Here is a 12587-nt window from a genome sequence, read left to right on the forward strand (position 1 = left end):
GGAACGAACCCGATGCGTTCAGGTGTTATTGCACAGAAGCTGGGCATGACCCGCGTCTATAACGACGCCGGCGAGCATGTGCCGGTGACGGTTCTCCGCATGGAGAATTGCCACGTGGTAGCTCAGCGTACAGTTGAAAAGAATGGTTACACGGCTGTTCAGCTTGGCGTTGGTATCGCCAAGGTAAAGAACACGTCCAAGGCTATGCGCGGTCATTTCGCGAAGGCCGAGGTCGAGCCCAAGGCGAAGCTTGCGGAATTCCGCGTTTCTCCGGACAACCTCCTCGAAGTCGGCGCGGAAATCACCGCCGAGCACTTCGTCGCCGGCCAGAAGGTCGACGTGACGGGTACTTCGATCGGTAAAGGTTTTGCCGGTGTTATGAAGCGTCACAATTTTGCTGGTCATCGCGCCTCTCACGGTAACTCCGTTACCCACCGCGCTCACGGTTCGACCGGTCAGCGCCAGGACCCGGGTAAGGTGTTCAAGGGCAAGAAGATGGCTGGTCATATGGGCCAGACCCGCGTGACCACGCAGAATATTGAAGTTGTCTCGACGGACACTGATCGTGGCCTCATTCTGGTCCGCGGTGCGGTTCCGGGCTCTAAGGGCGCCTGGATCATCGTCCGCGACGCAGTCAAGGTCTCGCTGCCTGAGAACGCGCCGAAGCCGGCCGCTCTGCGTGCAGGTGCCGCCAAGGCTGAAGCCGCCGCGACTGAGGGAGCCGAATAATGGATCTCACGATTACAACTCTTGAAGGCAAGGATGCCGGCAAGGTCAAGCTGAACGAAGATATCTTCGGCCTCGACCCGCGTGACGACATTCTTCAGCGCGTTGTGCGCTGGCAGCTGGCTCGCCGTCAGCAGGGCTCTCATGACGCCAAGGGCCGTAGCGACATTAGCCGCACCGGTTCGAAGATGTACAAGCAGAAGGGTACGGGTCGCGCTCGTCACCATTCGGCTCGCGCTCCGCAGTTCCGCGGTGGTGGTCAGGCTCACGGACCAGTTGTTCGTAGCCATGAACACGATCTGCCGAAGAAGGTTCGCGCGCTTGGCCTGCGTCATGCTCTTTCCGCCAAGGCAAAGGCATCCGACCTGATCATCATTGATGATCTGGCGGCTTCCGAAGCCAAGACGAAGCAGCTTGTTTCTCAGTTCGCCAAGCTCGGTCTGGAAAATGCACTCCTCATCGGCGGTGCAGAGATCGACGTGAACTTCCAGCGCGCCGCTTCGAACATCCCGAACATCGACGTTCTGCCGGTGCAGGGCATCAATGTTTACGACATTCTTCGTCGTGGCAAGCTCGTGCTTTCCAAGGCGGCTGTCGAAGCACTTGAGGAGCGTTTTAAATGACTGATCTTCGCCATTACGACGTGATCGTCAGCCCGGTTATCACCGAGAAGTCCACTCTGGTTTCTGAACACAACCAGGTCGTCTTCAACGTAGCCCGCAAGGCAACGAAGCCGGAAATCAAGGCTGCAGTCGAAGCGCTGTTCGGCGTCAAGGTTACCGCAGTCAACACTGCAGTGCGCAAAGGTAAGGTCAAGCGGTTCCGCGGCATTATCGGGCGCCAGAGCGACGTCAAGAAAGCGATCGTTACTTTGGCTGAAGGCCAGAGCATCGACGTTTCGACCGGTCTCTGAGAGGCCATGGAGTAAGAGACAATGGCACTCAAGCATTTTAATCCGACCACGCCGAGCCAGCGTCAGCTGGTCATCGTGGATCGCTCGGAACTCTACAAGGGCAAGCCGGTCAAGTCCCTGACCGAAGGTCTGTCCAAGAAGGGTGGCCGTAACAACACCGGTCGTATCACCGTTCGCTTTCAGGGCGGTGGTCACAAGCGTTCGTACCGCTTCATCGACTTCAAGCGTCGCAAGCTTGACGTCGTCGGCACTGTCGAACGCCTGGAATACGATCCGAACCGCACCGCGTTCATCGCGCTGATCCGTTACGAAGACGGCGAACTCGCATACATCCTGGCTCCGCAGCGTCTTGCTGTTGGCGACAAGGTTATTGCCGGTAACTCCGTCGACGTTAAGCCGGGCAACGCAATGCCGCTGAGCTCCATGCCGGTTGGCACGATCGTCCACAACGTCGAACTGAAGCCTGGTAAGGGCGGTCAGATCGCACGTTCGGCTGGCACCTATGCCCAGCTCGTCGGTCGCGACCAGGGCATGGCGATCCTGCGCCTCAACTCTGGCGAACAGCGTCTGGTTTCCGGCGCCTGCTTCGCTTCGGTCGGTGCAGTTTCGAACCCGGATCACGGCAATATCAACGACGGCAAGGCCGGTCGTTCGGTATGGCGTGGCAAGCGTCCGCACGTTCGCGGTGTTGCAATGAACCCGGTCGATCACCCGCATGGTGGTGGTGAAGGTCGTACCTCGGGTGGTCGTCACCCTGTCACTCCGTGGGGCAAGCCTACGAAGGGCAAGAAGACGCGCTCGAACAAGGCGACTGACAAGTTCATCATGCGTTCGCGCCATCAGCGCAAGAAGTAAGAGAGGTAGTCTGAAGTGGCTCGTTCAGTTTGGAAAGGTCCGTTTGTCGACGGCTATCTTCTCAAGAAGGCTGAGAAGGTACGCGAAGGCGGTCGTAACGAAGTTATCAAGATGTGGAGCCGCCGCTCCACCATCCTGCCGCAGTTTGTCGGTCTGACTTTCGGCGTCTACAACGGCAACAAGCATGTGCCGGTGTCGATTTCGGAAGAAATGGTCGGACACAAGTTCGGTGAATTCGCGCCCACGCGTACCTATTACGGTCATGGCGCGGACAAGAAGGCAAAGAGGAAGTAACGATGGGCAAGGCCAAGGCTCCCCGCCAGCTTAAGGATAACGAGGCGAAAGCCGTCGCCCGTACGCTCCGCGTCAGCCCGCAGAAGCTTAACCTTGTCGCGAGCATGATTCGCGGCAAGAAAGTGAATGCGGCACTTGCCGATCTGACGTTCTCGCGCAAGCGGATCGCCGATACGGTTAAGAAGACGCTAGAGTCGGCGATTGCAAACGCTGAAAATAATCACGACCTCGACGTCGATGCTCTGATCGTCGCCGAAGCCTATGTGGGCAAGTCGATCGTCATGAAGCGCTTCCACGTCCGTGGCCGTGGCCGCGCGAGCCGTATCGAGAAGCCGTTTTCGCATCTCACCATTGTTGTCCGCGAAGTCGCGGAAAAAGGGGAGGCCGCATAATGGGTCAGAAGATTAATCCGATCGGTCTTCGTCTCGGCATCAACCGCACCTGGGATTCGCGTTGGTACGCAAATACCGGTGAGTACGGCAAGCTGCTGCATGAAGATGTCAAGATCCGTGAGTACCTCACCGAGGAACTCAAGCAGGCTGCGATTTCGAAGATCGTAATTGAGCGTCCGCACAAGAAGTGCCGCGTGACGATTCACTCGGCTCGTCCGGGCATCATCATCGGCAAGAAGGGTGCAGACATCGAAAAGCTTCGCAAGAAGCTTTCCGAGATGACCAATGCCGATACTTCGCTCAACATCGTTGAAGTTCGCAAGCCGGAAATCGACGCTACGCTGATCGCTCAGTCGATCGCTCAGCAGCTCGAACGCCGTGTGGCATTCCGTCGCGCCATGAAGCGTGCCGTTCAGTCGGCAATGCGTCTTGGAGCCGAAGGTATCCGTATCAATTGCTCGGGTCGTCTGGGTGGCGCGGAAATCGCTCGCATGGAATGGTACCGTGAAGGTCGCGTTCCGCTTCACACTCTGCGCGCCGATATTGACTACGGCACGGCAGAAGCGAAGACCGCTTATGGTATCTGCGGCGTGAAGGTCTGGGTCTTCAAGGGCGAGATCCTTGAACACGATCCGATGGCTTCCGAACGTCGTGCGGTCGAGGGTGACAATCAGGGTTCCTCGTCGAACCGCCGCCGCGAAAACGCTTAAAAAGCGGGCCGCGGGCGAGAAATTTGGAGTAGAGAACAATGATGCAGCCTAAGCGCACCAAGTTCCGCAAGCAGTTCAAGGGCCGTATCCACGGCAACTCGAAAGGCGGCACGGATCTGAATTTCGGTGCTTTCGGTCTGAAGGCTCTCGAGCCGGAACGCGTCACCGCACGTCAGATCGAAGCGGCTCGCCGCGCGATCACCCGTCACATGAAACGTGCCGGTCGCGTGTGGATCCGCATCTTCCCTGACCTGCCGGTTACTTCGAAGCCTACCGAAGTCCGTATGGGTAAAGGTAAGGGTTCGGTTGACTACTGGGCATGCCGTGTGGCACCAGGTCGCGTAATGTTTGAGCTTGACGGCGTACCCGAAGATGTGGCACGCGAAGCCCTCAGACTCGGCGCAGCAAAGTTGCCGATCAAGACGCGCTTTATCCAGCGCATTGCTGAATAAGGAGAGGCAACTATGAAAGCCGCAGACGTTCGGGCGAAAAGCACCGATCAGATGAACGACGAGTTGGCCGCACTGAAGAAAGAACAGTTCAATCTGCGCTTTCAGAAGGCGACCGGCCAGCTCGAAAAGACCGCGCGCGTGAAGCAGGTTCGCCGCGACATCGCGCGTATTAAGACTATTGCCCGCCAGAAGGCGGCCGAAAGCAAGGCATAAGGAAAAAATATCATGCCTAAACGCGTTCTGCAGGGCGTTGTCGTCAGCGATAAGAACGACAAGACTGTTGTGGTTAAGGTTGAGCGTCGCTATTCGCATCCGCTTCTCCAGAAGACCGTGCGTCAGTCGAAGAAGTACAAGGCGCATGACGAAAACAACCAGTTCAAGGTTGGTGATTCCGTTTCCATCCAGGAATCGGCTCCGATCTCGAAGGACAAACGCTGGATCGTTCTAACGAACGAAGCAGCGGGCTAAATTACAAACACGCAGCTTAGGTAGGGCAGGAGCCCTTAACCAGCTGAAGGAAAAGAAGGCGGCCAGTCATGATTCAGATGCAAACAAACCTCGACGTGGCGGATAACTCCGGCGCACGTCGTGTCATGTGCATCAAGGTGCTGGGCGGCTCGAAGCGGCGTTATGCTTCCGTTGGCGACATCATTGTGGTGTCGATCAAGGAAGCTATTCCGCGCGGCCGCGTCAAGAAGGGTGACGTGATGAAGGCGGTTGTTGTACGCACCGCCAAGGACATCCGTCGTCCGGACGGCAGCGTAATTCGTTTTGATAACAACGCAGCTGTTCTCATCGATAACAAGAAAGAGCCTATCGGCACGCGTATCTTCGGACCGGTTCCGCGCGAACTCCGCGCAAAGAACCATATGAAGATCATCTCGCTGGCTCCGGAAGTTCTGTAAGGAAGCACAACGATGCAAAAGATTCGCAAAGGCGACAGCGTTGTCGTGCTGTCCGGTAAGGACAAGGGCCGTAAGGGCGAAGTTCTTAAGGTCATGCCTAAGGACGAGCAGGCGCTCGTTCGCGGCATCAATATTGTGAAGCGTCATCAGCGCCAGACCCAGACCCAGGAAGCCGGCATCATCTCCAAGGAAGCGCCGATCCACCTGTCCAACCTGGCAATTGCTGATCCCAAGGATGGCAAGCCGACCCGCGTCGGTTTCCGCGTTGAGGACGGCAAGAAGGTTCGTGTCGCAAAACGTTCTGGAGCGCTGATCGATGGCTGAAGCTAAGGCACTTCCACGCTTCAAGAAGCTTTATCAGGATAGTATCCGTAAGGCTCTACTTGAAGAGTTCAAATACGACAACGAGATGCAGATCCCACGCATCACCAAGGTTGTCCTCAATATGGGCGTTGGCGAAGCCACCGGCGATTCGAAGAAGCCGTCGGTAGCTGCAGAAGACCTCAGCCAGATTGCTGGCCAGAAGGCCGTCATCACGCGCGCCCGTAACTCGATCGCAACCTTCAAGTTGCGTGAAGGCATGCCGATTGGCACGAAGGTCACCCTTCGCCAGGACCGCATGTATGAATTCCTTGATCGTCTGGTGACGATCGCTCTTCCTCGCGTTCGCGACTTCCGCGGCCTGAACCCGAAGAGCTTCGACGGACGTGGCAACTACGCCATGGGCATCAAGGAGCACATCGTGTTCCCCGAAATCAACTACGATAAGGTTGATCAGATCTGGGGCATGGACATCATCGTTTGCACGACCGCCAAGACGGATGATGAAGCGCGCTCTCTTCTGCGTGCATTCAACTTCCCGTTTCGGCAGTAACGGCAAGCGTAGCGAGGTATAGATAACATGGCCAAGACTAGCGCAGTCGAAAAAAACAAGCGCCGCGAAAAGTTGGTTAAGCGTCATGCTGAAAAGCGTGCACGTCTGAAGGCGATCGTAATGGATCAGGGCCTTCCGCTGGAGGAGCGCTTCCGCGCCACTATCCGGCTTGCCGAACTGCCGCGCAATTCGTCGAAGGTTCGTATTCGCAATCGTTGCGAAGTATCGGGCCGTCCGCGTGGTTATTACCGTAAACTGAAGATGTCGCGTATTGCGCTGCGTCAGTTGGGTTCGCTCGGACAGATTCCGGGCGTCGTCAAGTCGAGCTGGTAAGGAGTAGCATATGTCTGTGTCAGATCCTCTCGGCGATATGCTGACCCGTATCCGCAACGCAGTAGGCCGCAAGAAGACCAAGGTTACGACCCCGGCTTCCAAGCTGCGCGCTCGCGTTCTCGATGTTCTTCAGTCTGAAGGTTACATCCGCGGTTACTCGCAGAGCGAATTCGTGAACGGCAAGGCCGAGATCGAAATCGAGCTGAAGTATTATGAAGGTGTTCCGGTTATCCGTGAGATCAGCCGCGTATCGAAGCCTGGTCGTCGCGTTTACGTGTCGGTCAAGTCGATCCCGCAGGTCGCGAACGGCCTCGGCATCTCGATCCTCTCCACGCCGAAGGGCGTGATGGCGGATCATGAAGCCCGTGAACAAAACGTTGGTGGTGAGCTGCTCTGCCGCATCTTCTGATGCGGTTGACAGCGAACAGATAAAAGACAGGTATTAAAATGTCTCGTATCGGTAAAAAACCCGTGCCGGTCCCGGCAGGCGTGACCGCCAGTGTTGATGGGCAGATCGTCAAGGCCAAGGGCGCGAAGGGTGAACTCTCCTTCGTCGTGCACGATGAAGTTCTGGTCAAGATGGAAGACGGCGCTGTCAGCGTCGATCCGCGCGACCAGTCGAAGGAAGCTCGTTCGAAGTGGGGCATGTCCCGCACGATGATCTCCAACATTTTTGTTGGCGTGAAGGACGGCTTCGAGAAGAAGCTCGAAATCAGCGGCGTCGGTTACCGCGCTGCCATGCAGGGCAAGAACCTGCAGCTTTCGCTCGGCTTCAGCCATGAAGTGGTCTATGACGTGCCTGCTGGCATCACTGTTGCCGTGCCGAAGCCGACGGAAATCGTCGTCACCGGCATCGACAAGCAGCAGGTCGGTCAGGTCGCGGCTGAGATCCGCGAATATCGCGGCCCCGAGCCTTACAAGGGCAAGGGCGTCAAGTATGCTGGCGAGAAGATCGTCCGCAAAGAAGGCAAGAAGAAGTAAGGGAAGCGCGTCATGGCATCGCCAAAAGAAACTTTGCAGCGTCGCGCTGCTCGCGTGCGCCGTCAGCTCAAGTCTGCCGCCAACGGCCGACCACGCCTCAGCGTACACCGCTCTTCGAAGAACATCTACGCCCAGATCATCGACGACGTCCGCGGCGTTACGCTTGCGGCCGCTTCGACCCTCGATGGCGACCTCAAGGGCAAGCTCAAGACCGGCGCAGACCAGGCAGCAGCTGCTGCTGTTGGCAAGCTGGTTGCTGAGCGCGCCGTCAAGGCTGGCGTTAAGGACGTAGTGTTTGACCGTGGTGCATTCATTTTCCACGGCCGCGTGAAGGCTCTCGCCGAAGCTGCCCGCGAAAGCGGCCTCAGCTTCTAATAGAAGTTTGTGCTTCCGGAAAAGAAAAAAGGAAATCAGGATATGGCACAGAGAGAACGTAACCGCGAAGACCGCGGTCGCGAGGAGCGCGACAGCGAGTTCGTTGACAAGCTCGTTCACATCAACCGCGTAGCCAAGGTCGTCAAGGGCGGCCGTCGCTTCGGTTTTGCTGCTCTCGTCGTCGTTGGCGACCAGAAGGGCCGCGTCGGCTTCGGTCATGGCAAGGCACGTGAAGTGCCGGAAGCTATCCGTAAGGCCACCGAAGCTGCCAAGCGCGACATGATCTTCGTTCCGCTGCGTTCGGGTCGTACTCTGCATCATGACGTCGAAGGCCGTCATGGCGCTGGCAAGGTTCTGCTCCGTGCAGCTCCTGCCGGTAAGGGTATCATCGCCGGTGGTCCGATGCGTGCAGTGTTCGAAACGCTCGGCGTTCAGGACGTTGTCGCCAAGTCGCTCGGTTCGTCGAACCCATACAACATGGTTCGCGCGACGTTTGATGCTCTCAAGCATCAGATGCATCCGAAGGATATCGCGGCACAGCGCGGCATCAAGTACTCGACCCTTCAGGCTCGCCGCCATGATGTGGTCGGTTCGGAAGAATAGCCGATAGTTTGTGTTAGTCCGGGGCCCGACAGTTTCTGCAAGAAGTTGCATTCGATACTGAAACGGGCCACCGGATACGCCATAGACAAAGGATTTGAGTGATGGCTGAGAAGAAGGGTAAGACGGTTACGGTCGAACAGATCGGAAGCCCTATCCGTCGTCCAGCCGAACAGCGTGCAACGCTGATCGGCCTCGGACTTAACAAAATGCACCGCCGCCGCACGCTGGAGGATACTCCTTCGGTTCGTGGCATGATCGCCAAGGTTCAGCATCTCGTCCGCATCGTGGACGAGGCCTGATAACGCAGGGGATAGAGACATGAAACTCAACGATCTGCGTGACAAGCCAGGTTCCGTCAAGGCGCGCAAGCGCGTTGGCCGTGGTATCGGCTCGGGCACAGGCAAAACCGCTGGCCGCGGCGTCAAGGGTCAGAAGTCCCGTTCGGGCGTCTCGATCAATGGCTTCGAAGGCGGCCAGATGCCAATCTACCGCCGTCTGCCAAAGCGCGGCTTCACCAACATCTTCGCAAAGAGCTTCAACGTTGTGTCGCTCGGCCGTGTTCAGGCCGCTATCGACGCCGGCAAGCTGGACGCCAAGGCTGTTGTGAACCTCGAAGCGCTGAAGGCTGCTGGTGTGATTCGTCGCGCCAAGGACGGCGTTCGCATTCTTTCGGATGGCGAATTGAAGGCTAAGGTGACCTTTGAGGTTGCTGGCGCTTCCAAGTCGGCAGTCGAGAAGATCGAAAAGGCTGGCGGTAGCGTCAAGCTTCCTGAAGCTGCAGCTGCCGAATAAAGCTTCTGCATCAAAATTATAAGCGGCGGCCCAGAGCGATTCCGGAAAAATGCAGCGCATTTTTCTATTTGGAATTGCGATAAAAACTGGGCCGCCGCTTGCACATTTATGCCAATGCGCATATCTGGGTTGGGTCTTCTTGTCCGTGAGGACGCGGGTTGAATAAACGCGTGTCGATGGGGTAGGGGACCGGAGACTTTTCACCGGAGAAATTTAATGGCATCGGCTGCTGAACAGCTAGTTTCCAATCTCAATTTCTCGGCTTTTTCGAAAGCTGATGAACTCAAGAAGCGCATCTGGTTCACGCTGGGTGCTTTGCTCGTATATCGGTTCGGCACCTATATTCCGCTTCCGGGAATCAATCCTGACGCTCTTGCGCAGGCTTTCCAGCAGCATAGCCAGGGTGTGCTCGGACTTTTCAACATGTTCGCCGGTGGCGCCGTCGGTCGTATGGCCATTTTCGCGCTCGGCATCATGCCTTACATCTCGGCCTCTATCATCGTGCAGCTCATGACGTCGGTTGTCCCGTCGCTTGAAGCGCTGAAGAAGGAAGGCGAGGCGGGCCGCAAGATCATCAATCAATATACGCGTTACGGCACGGTGCTTCTGGCGCTCGTACAGGCCTATGCCATTTCGGTCGGTCTGCAGGCGGGCAATGGAATCGTCACCAATCCGGGACCGTTCTTCGTCGTTTCATCGGTGATCACGCTCGTTGGCGGCACCATGTTCCTGATGTGGCTCGGTGAACAGATCACGGCGCGCGGCATCGGCAACGGCATTTCGCTGATCATCTTCTCCGGTATCGTTGCAAACCTTCCGCATGCCATTTCCGGTACGCTGGAACTGGGCCGTACCGGCGCTCTGTCGACGGGTCTCATTCTGGGCGTCATCGTACTTGCGATCGCTTTGATCGCAGTGATCGTATTTGTCGAGCGTGCGCAGCGCCGCCTGCTGATCCAGTATCCGAAGCGTCAGGTCGGCAACCGGATGTTCCAGGGCGACACGTCGCACCTGCCGCTGAAGCTCAACACTGCGGGCGTCATTCCGCCGATCTTCGCATCCTCGCTGCTGCTTCTGCCGGCGACGGTGGCTGGCTTCGCCAACACGACAGAAATGCCGGGCTGGGCTACTACTATCCTCAATGCATTGGGCCATGGACAGCCGCTTTACATGCTGTTCTACGCTGGCTTGATGGCGTTCTTCTGCTTCTTCTACACGGCCATCGTGTTCAATCCCAAGGACACGGCTGACCAGCTCAAGAAGCATTCCGGCTTCATCCCGGGTATTCGTCCCGGTGAGCGGACCGCCGAATATATAGACTATGTGTTGACCCGTATCACGGTTGTCGGCGCCATCTATATTGTGCTTGTCTGCCTCCTGCCGGAATTCCTGATTTCCGCGACCGGCGTGCCGTTCTATCTTGGTGGTACATCGCTGCTGATCGTCGTGAGCGTGACGCTCGATACGGTTGCGCAAGTTCAGGGACATCTTATCGCCCATCAGTATGAAGGGCTGATCAAGAAGTCCAAACTCAGAGGTGGGAAACGCAATAAATGAGACTGATACTTCTTGGGCCGCCCGGAGCAGGTAAGGGGACGCAGGCTGGACTTCTTACCAAGAAGCATGGAATTCCGCAGCTTTCGACTGGCGATATGCTGCGTTCGGCAGTCGCCCAGCAAAGCGAAGTCGGAAAGCGCGCCAAGGCGGTGATGGATGCCGGTCAACTGGTATCCGACGAGATCGTCAACCAGATCGTGTCGGAGCGCATCGACGCTCCCGATTGCGCGAACGGTTTCATTCTCGATGGCTACCCGCGCACAGTTCCGCAAGCTGAGGCTCTCGGCGGGATGCTCGCAAGCAAAGGCCTCAAGCTCGATGCAGTCATCGAGCTGAAGGTTGACGAGAATGCCCTGGTCAAGCGGATGGAGAGCCGCGTGGCCGAGACGATTGCCAAGGGCGGTCAAGTACGTTCGGATGACAATCCGGAAGCGTTTCGCAAGCGTCTGGTCGAATATCGAGAGAAGACTGCGCCGCTTTCCGCCTACTATGCCGGGACTGGCGAATTGCGTGTCCTCAACGGTATGGCTCCGGTTGAAGAAGTTACCGCCGAAATCGAGAGAATTCTCGTTCCGGCGTGAAATCAGAATAAGGCTTGAACAGAGCCTTTGCATATTACGGGCAGAAAAGCGGTTGGCTTTTTTGCCCGTTTGTTGCTTCCAGAAGTCGCATTAATTGTCTGTAAGGCCGGTTTAGAGGCTTTACGAACGTTTAAGAGTTGACTTTTTCGGGCGATTCCGTCAAAGACTGCGCCACTTCATTTGGTTTTGAATGGCGGGTAGCGGCGGAAATCGAAAAGAGGCCGATACCGGTCATTTTATGCTGTCTGGGGGATCAGTCTTTCAGGCGGAAGTGATTAACATTAAGGAGAACAGACGTGGCACGTATCGCTGGCGTCAACATCCCGACGAACAAGCGCGTTGTTATTGCGCTTCAGTACATCCACGGGATTGGACCGAAATTTGCTCGGGAAATTGTGACGAAGGTTGGCATTGCCGACGATCGTCGCGTTAACCAGCTGACGGATGCTGAAGTCCTTCAGATCCGCGAAGCAATCGATGCTGACTATCAGGTCGAAGGTGACCTGCGTCGTGAAGTTTCGATGAACATCAAGCGCCTGATGGACCTGGGTTGCTACCGCGGCCTGCGTCATCGTCGTTCGCTGCCGGTTCGTGGCCAGCGTACGCATACCAACGCACGCACCCGTAAGGGTCCGGCGAAGGCTATCGCAGGCAAGAAGAAGTAATTTCGACGGAACGTTTTCGTTCCGTCGGGCCTTTCCGGTGCGCCGGTTGGGTTTGATGCTGGTCCTTTCGTGAGGACCGGTGTAGCCGCTGGAATTACGGCGGTGTAGAGATCGATTGAAAGGACTATCATGGCCAAGGAAGCCACGCGCGTTCGCCGTCGCGAGCGTAAAAACATCTCGTCGGGCGTTGCCCACGTAAATTCGACGTTCAACAACACCATGATCACCATCACGGACGCTCAGGGCAATGCGATTGCCTGGTCTTCTGCAGGTGCTCAGGGTTTCAAGGGTTCGCGTAAGTCGACCCCGTTCGCCGCACAGATCGCTGCCGAAGATTGCGCCAAGAAGGCTCAGGAACACGGCATGCGCTCCCTCGAAGTCGAGGTTTGCGGACCGGGTTCTGGCCGTGAATCCGCGCTGCGCGCCCTTCAGGCTGCCGGCTTTGTGATCACGTCGATCCGCGATGTTACGCCGATCCCGCACAACGGTTGCCGTCCGCGCAAGAAGCGCCGGGTCTAATCCTCGTTCACATGCCGTACGAACCCTGGAGAAATCCAGGGTTCCTCTGCGGTTTCTTCA

24 protein-coding genes are annotated in these 12587 nt (G+C 57.0%); all 24 read left to right on the forward strand.

The features are described from left to right. Positions 1-12: 12 nt before the first annotated feature. The 24 genes from rplC (at position 13) to rpsK (ending at position 12527) form a co-directional block, all read left to right on the forward strand. Complete coding sequence (gene rplC / locus JAU75_RS00965; RefSeq protein WP_199053869.1) at positions 13-729, forward strand: 50S ribosomal protein L3; 717 nt, start codon at positions 13-15, stop codon at positions 727-729. After that, positions 729-1349 carry a 50S ribosomal protein L4 gene (gene rplD / locus JAU75_RS00970; RefSeq protein WP_199053870.1) on the forward strand — a complete coding sequence of 207 codons (621 nt, stop codon included), beginning with the start codon at positions 729-731 and terminating at the stop codon, positions 1347-1349. Before rplC ends, rplD begins: the two co-directional genes overlap by 1 nt. Then, the gene (locus tag JAU75_RS00975; RefSeq protein ID WP_078340773.1) at positions 1346-1639 is read left to right on the forward strand and encodes a 50S ribosomal protein L23; all 294 of its coding nucleotides are present in this window, start codon (positions 1346-1348) and stop codon (positions 1637-1639) included. The genes rplD and JAU75_RS00975 overlap by 4 nt, the downstream gene beginning before the upstream one ends. Positions 1640-1660: 21 nt before the next feature. Next, a complete protein-coding gene (gene rplB, locus JAU75_RS00980; protein ID WP_199053871.1) occupies positions 1661-2494 on the forward strand; it encodes a 50S ribosomal protein L2 in 834 nt (277 codons plus the stop codon). A 15-nt stretch (positions 2495-2509) separates the two neighbouring features. Further along, positions 2510-2788, forward strand: a complete 279-nt coding sequence (rpsS, locus tag JAU75_RS00985) for a 30S ribosomal protein S19 (protein ID WP_070997411.1) — start codon at positions 2510-2512, stop codon at positions 2786-2788. A gap of 2 nt (positions 2789-2790) precedes the next feature. Then, a complete protein-coding gene (gene rplV, locus JAU75_RS00990; protein WP_109369225.1) occupies positions 2791-3180 on the forward strand; it encodes a 50S ribosomal protein L22 in 390 nt (129 codons plus the stop codon). Beyond that, on the forward strand, positions 3180-3890 hold the full coding sequence (gene rpsC, locus JAU75_RS00995) for a 30S ribosomal protein S3 (RefSeq protein WP_199053872.1): 711 nt from the start codon (positions 3180-3182) through the stop codon (positions 3888-3890). The genes rplV and rpsC overlap by 1 nt, the downstream gene beginning before the upstream one ends. Positions 3891-3928: 38 nt before the next feature. Beyond that, the gene (gene rplP, locus JAU75_RS01000; protein ID WP_002964355.1) at positions 3929-4342 is read left to right on the forward strand and encodes a 50S ribosomal protein L16; all 414 of its coding nucleotides are present in this window, start codon (positions 3929-3931) and stop codon (positions 4340-4342) included. A 12-nt stretch (positions 4343-4354) separates the two neighbouring features. Beyond that, positions 4355-4555 carry a 50S ribosomal protein L29 gene (gene rpmC, locus JAU75_RS01005; RefSeq protein ID WP_078340776.1) on the forward strand — a complete coding sequence of 67 codons (201 nt, stop codon included), beginning with the start codon at positions 4355-4357 and terminating at the stop codon, positions 4553-4555. A gap of 12 nt (positions 4556-4567) precedes the next feature. Next, a complete protein-coding gene (gene rpsQ, locus JAU75_RS01010; RefSeq protein ID WP_078340777.1) occupies positions 4568-4810 on the forward strand; it encodes a 30S ribosomal protein S17 in 243 nt (80 codons plus the stop codon). A 68-nt stretch (positions 4811-4878) separates the two neighbouring features. Then, a complete protein-coding gene (gene rplN / locus JAU75_RS01015; protein WP_004683923.1) occupies positions 4879-5247 on the forward strand; it encodes a 50S ribosomal protein L14 in 369 nt (122 codons plus the stop codon). 12 nt (positions 5248-5259) lie between these two features. Continuing rightward, the gene (gene rplX / locus JAU75_RS01020; RefSeq protein ID WP_006467020.1) at positions 5260-5571 is read left to right on the forward strand and encodes a 50S ribosomal protein L24; all 312 of its coding nucleotides are present in this window, start codon (positions 5260-5262) and stop codon (positions 5569-5571) included. Continuing rightward, complete coding sequence (gene rplE / locus JAU75_RS01025; protein ID WP_199053873.1) at positions 5564-6121, forward strand: 50S ribosomal protein L5; 558 nt, start codon at positions 5564-5566, stop codon at positions 6119-6121. The genes rplX and rplE overlap by 8 nt, the downstream gene beginning before the upstream one ends. A 27-nt stretch (positions 6122-6148) precedes the next feature. Continuing rightward, positions 6149-6454: a 30S ribosomal protein S14 gene (rpsN, locus tag JAU75_RS01030; RefSeq protein ID WP_109369221.1), complete on the forward strand. Its 306-nt coding sequence runs from the start codon at positions 6149-6151 to the stop codon at positions 6452-6454. Positions 6455-6464: 10 nt separating this feature from the next. Next, the gene (rpsH, locus tag JAU75_RS01035; protein ID WP_078340781.1) at positions 6465-6863 is read left to right on the forward strand and encodes a 30S ribosomal protein S8; all 399 of its coding nucleotides are present in this window, start codon (positions 6465-6467) and stop codon (positions 6861-6863) included. A gap of 38 nt (positions 6864-6901) precedes the next feature. Next, complete coding sequence (gene rplF / locus JAU75_RS01040; protein ID WP_010659923.1) at positions 6902-7435, forward strand: 50S ribosomal protein L6; 534 nt, start codon at positions 6902-6904, stop codon at positions 7433-7435. 12 nt (positions 7436-7447) lie between these two features. Continuing rightward, the gene (gene rplR, locus JAU75_RS01045; protein ID WP_078340783.1) at positions 7448-7810 is read left to right on the forward strand and encodes a 50S ribosomal protein L18; all 363 of its coding nucleotides are present in this window, start codon (positions 7448-7450) and stop codon (positions 7808-7810) included. A 42-nt stretch (positions 7811-7852) separates the two neighbouring features. Next, positions 7853-8413: a 30S ribosomal protein S5 gene (gene rpsE, locus JAU75_RS01050; RefSeq protein WP_006467009.1), complete on the forward strand. Its 561-nt coding sequence runs from the start codon at positions 7853-7855 to the stop codon at positions 8411-8413. A 101-nt stretch (positions 8414-8514) separates the two neighbouring features. Further along, a complete protein-coding gene (gene rpmD / locus JAU75_RS01055) occupies positions 8515-8712 on the forward strand; it encodes a 50S ribosomal protein L30 (RefSeq protein ID WP_078340784.1) in 198 nt (65 codons plus the stop codon). A 19-nt stretch (positions 8713-8731) separates the two neighbouring features. Further along, positions 8732-9205 carry a 50S ribosomal protein L15 gene (rplO, locus tag JAU75_RS01060; RefSeq protein ID WP_199053875.1) on the forward strand — a complete coding sequence of 158 codons (474 nt, stop codon included), beginning with the start codon at positions 8732-8734 and terminating at the stop codon, positions 9203-9205. A gap of 216 nt (positions 9206-9421) precedes the next feature. Next, on the forward strand, positions 9422-10762 hold the full coding sequence (secY, locus tag JAU75_RS01065) for a preprotein translocase subunit SecY (RefSeq protein ID WP_199053877.1): 1341 nt from the start codon (positions 9422-9424) through the stop codon (positions 10760-10762). Beyond that, a complete protein-coding gene (locus JAU75_RS01070; RefSeq protein ID WP_199053879.1) occupies positions 10759-11343 on the forward strand; it encodes an adenylate kinase in 585 nt (194 codons plus the stop codon). The genes secY and JAU75_RS01070 overlap by 4 nt, the downstream gene beginning before the upstream one ends. A 296-nt stretch (positions 11344-11639) precedes the next feature. Further along, on the forward strand, positions 11640-12008 hold the full coding sequence (rpsM, locus tag JAU75_RS01075; protein ID WP_078340788.1) for a 30S ribosomal protein S13: 369 nt from the start codon (positions 11640-11642) through the stop codon (positions 12006-12008). Between the two features lie 129 nt (positions 12009-12137). Beyond that, positions 12138-12527 carry a 30S ribosomal protein S11 gene (rpsK, locus tag JAU75_RS01080; RefSeq protein WP_002964339.1) on the forward strand — a complete coding sequence of 130 codons (390 nt, stop codon included), beginning with the start codon at positions 12138-12140 and terminating at the stop codon, positions 12525-12527. Positions 12528-12587: the final 60 nt, after the last annotated feature.

This window comes from Ochrobactrum sp. Q0168 (genome assembly GCF_016427605.1).
Lineage (GTDB): Bacteria > Pseudomonadota > Alphaproteobacteria > Rhizobiales > Rhizobiaceae > Brucella.

What these genes read in the sequence shown, in the direction of transcription:
- rpsN (WP_109369221.1), top strand. Translation starts at nt 6,149, where the DNA reads ATGGCCAAGACTAGCGCAGTCGAAAAAAACAAGCGCCGCGAAAAGTTG.
- rplX (WP_006467020.1), top strand. Translation starts at nt 5,260, where the DNA reads ATGCAAAAGATTCGCAAAGGCGACAGCGTTGTCGTGCTGTCCGGTAAG.
- rpmD (WP_078340784.1), top strand. Translation starts at nt 8,515, where the DNA reads ATGGCTGAGAAGAAGGGTAAGACGGTTACGGTCGAACAGATCGGAAGC.
- rplR (WP_078340783.1), top strand. Translation starts at nt 7,448, where the DNA reads ATGGCATCGCCAAAAGAAACTTTGCAGCGTCGCGCTGCTCGCGTGCGC.
- rplC (WP_199053869.1), top strand. Translation starts at nt 13, where the DNA reads ATGCGTTCAGGTGTTATTGCACAGAAGCTGGGCATGACCCGCGTCTAT.
- rpsK (WP_002964339.1), top strand. Translation starts at nt 12,138, where the DNA reads ATGGCCAAGGAAGCCACGCGCGTTCGCCGTCGCGAGCGTAAAAACATC.
- rpsQ (WP_078340777.1), top strand. Translation starts at nt 4,568, where the DNA reads ATGCCTAAACGCGTTCTGCAGGGCGTTGTCGTCAGCGATAAGAACGAC.
- JAU75_RS00975 (WP_078340773.1), top strand. Translation starts at nt 1,346, where the DNA reads ATGACTGATCTTCGCCATTACGACGTGATCGTCAGCCCGGTTATCACC.
- rplN (WP_004683923.1), top strand. Translation starts at nt 4,879, where the DNA reads ATGATTCAGATGCAAACAAACCTCGACGTGGCGGATAACTCCGGCGCA.
- rplO (WP_199053875.1), top strand. Translation starts at nt 8,732, where the DNA reads ATGAAACTCAACGATCTGCGTGACAAGCCAGGTTCCGTCAAGGCGCGC.
- rplE (WP_199053873.1), top strand. Translation starts at nt 5,564, where the DNA reads ATGGCTGAAGCTAAGGCACTTCCACGCTTCAAGAAGCTTTATCAGGAT.
- rpsC (WP_199053872.1), top strand. Translation starts at nt 3,180, where the DNA reads ATGGGTCAGAAGATTAATCCGATCGGTCTTCGTCTCGGCATCAACCGC.
- rplD (WP_199053870.1), top strand. Translation starts at nt 729, where the DNA reads ATGGATCTCACGATTACAACTCTTGAAGGCAAGGATGCCGGCAAGGTC.
- rplF (WP_010659923.1), top strand. Translation starts at nt 6,902, where the DNA reads ATGTCTCGTATCGGTAAAAAACCCGTGCCGGTCCCGGCAGGCGTGACC.
- rplB (WP_199053871.1), top strand. Translation starts at nt 1,661, where the DNA reads ATGGCACTCAAGCATTTTAATCCGACCACGCCGAGCCAGCGTCAGCTG.
- rpmC (WP_078340776.1), top strand. Translation starts at nt 4,355, where the DNA reads ATGAAAGCCGCAGACGTTCGGGCGAAAAGCACCGATCAGATGAACGAC.
- JAU75_RS01070 (WP_199053879.1), top strand. Translation starts at nt 10,759, where the DNA reads ATGAGACTGATACTTCTTGGGCCGCCCGGAGCAGGTAAGGGGACGCAG.
- secY (WP_199053877.1), top strand. Translation starts at nt 9,422, where the DNA reads ATGGCATCGGCTGCTGAACAGCTAGTTTCCAATCTCAATTTCTCGGCT.
- rplV (WP_109369225.1), top strand. Translation starts at nt 2,791, where the DNA reads ATGGGCAAGGCCAAGGCTCCCCGCCAGCTTAAGGATAACGAGGCGAAA.
- rplP (WP_002964355.1), top strand. Translation starts at nt 3,929, where the DNA reads ATGATGCAGCCTAAGCGCACCAAGTTCCGCAAGCAGTTCAAGGGCCGT.
- rpsH (WP_078340781.1), top strand. Translation starts at nt 6,465, where the DNA reads ATGTCTGTGTCAGATCCTCTCGGCGATATGCTGACCCGTATCCGCAAC.
- rpsE (WP_006467009.1), top strand. Translation starts at nt 7,853, where the DNA reads ATGGCACAGAGAGAACGTAACCGCGAAGACCGCGGTCGCGAGGAGCGC.